At 70.3% G+C, this 989-nt stretch carries 1 protein-coding gene; it reads right to left on the reverse strand.

Features of this window, described 5'->3' with window-relative positions:
- Window positions 1-955 (reverse strand): condensation domain-containing protein (locus ACLEQD_RS44190; protein WP_410391899.1); only part of this gene is annotated, 955 nt, incomplete at its 3' end.
- Window positions 956-989: the final 34 nt, after the last annotated feature.

Genomic DNA, 989 nt, shown 5'->3' on the forward strand with positions numbered 1-989 from the left:
AGAAGTCGAGCTGCCGCTGGAGCACGTCTCCCTGGAGCCACTGGCGCTGCCACGCCGCGTAGTCCGCGTACTGCACCGGCAGGGGAGCCAGGTCGGAGGCCCGTCCCGCGTGACGCGCCTGGTACTCAGCGGACAGCTCCCGGTACAGCACTCCCAGCGACCAACCATCGGACACGATGTGATGCAGGTTGAGCAGCAGCACGTGGTGTCGCGCGTCCTCGCGGACCAGGAGGGCACGGAACAGCGGGCCTTCGGAGAGCTCGAAGGGCGTCTCCGCGTCCTCGCGCAGCAGGGCTTCGGCTTCGGCCCGGGAGGACGCCTCGGCCCGGCGGAGGGACACCGGCAGCCGGGGCAGGATGCGCTGCACGGGGACGCCTTCACCCGGGAACACCGTGCGCAGGGATTCGTGCCGGTCCACGAGTGCCTGGAGGGCGTGCTCCATCACGTCCACGTCCAGCGTGCCTTCCAGCCGCAGCGCCATGGGCATGTTGTACGCGGCCCGGTCCGCGTGGAACTGGTTGAGGAACCAGAGCCGCTCCTGCGCGAAGGACAGGGGCGGCGGTCCTTCACGGTGCTGCGCTTTGAGCGCGGGAACGGGATGGGACGGGTCCTGTGTCCGTGCCTCCAGTGCTCCTGCCAGGGCTTCGAGGGTGGGGAACTCGAAGAGGGTCCGCACGGGGACGTGCACGCCCATGACCTGCGAGATCCGGGAGACGATCTGCGTGGCCAGCAGGGAGTGCCCGCCCAGGTCGAAGAAGTTCGCATCGACGGGGATGTGCGCCCGTTGCAGCACCGCGCACCAGATGGCGCTCAACGTCTGCTCCAGCGCGGTCAGCGCCCGTGTGCCTGTCGGTGACGGCTCCTCGCCCTCGGGGATCGGCAGGGCGCGGCGGTCCACCTTCCCGTTCGGTGTCATGGGCAGCGCGTCGAGCAACACGAACGCGGAGGGGACCATGTGGCTGGGGAGCGCCGCCTGGACGTGGGCGCGC

Source organism: Corallococcus sp. 4LFB, from assembly GCF_046520365.1.
Classification (GTDB): domain Bacteria; phylum Myxococcota; class Myxococcia; order Myxococcales; family Myxococcaceae; genus Corallococcus; species Corallococcus caeni.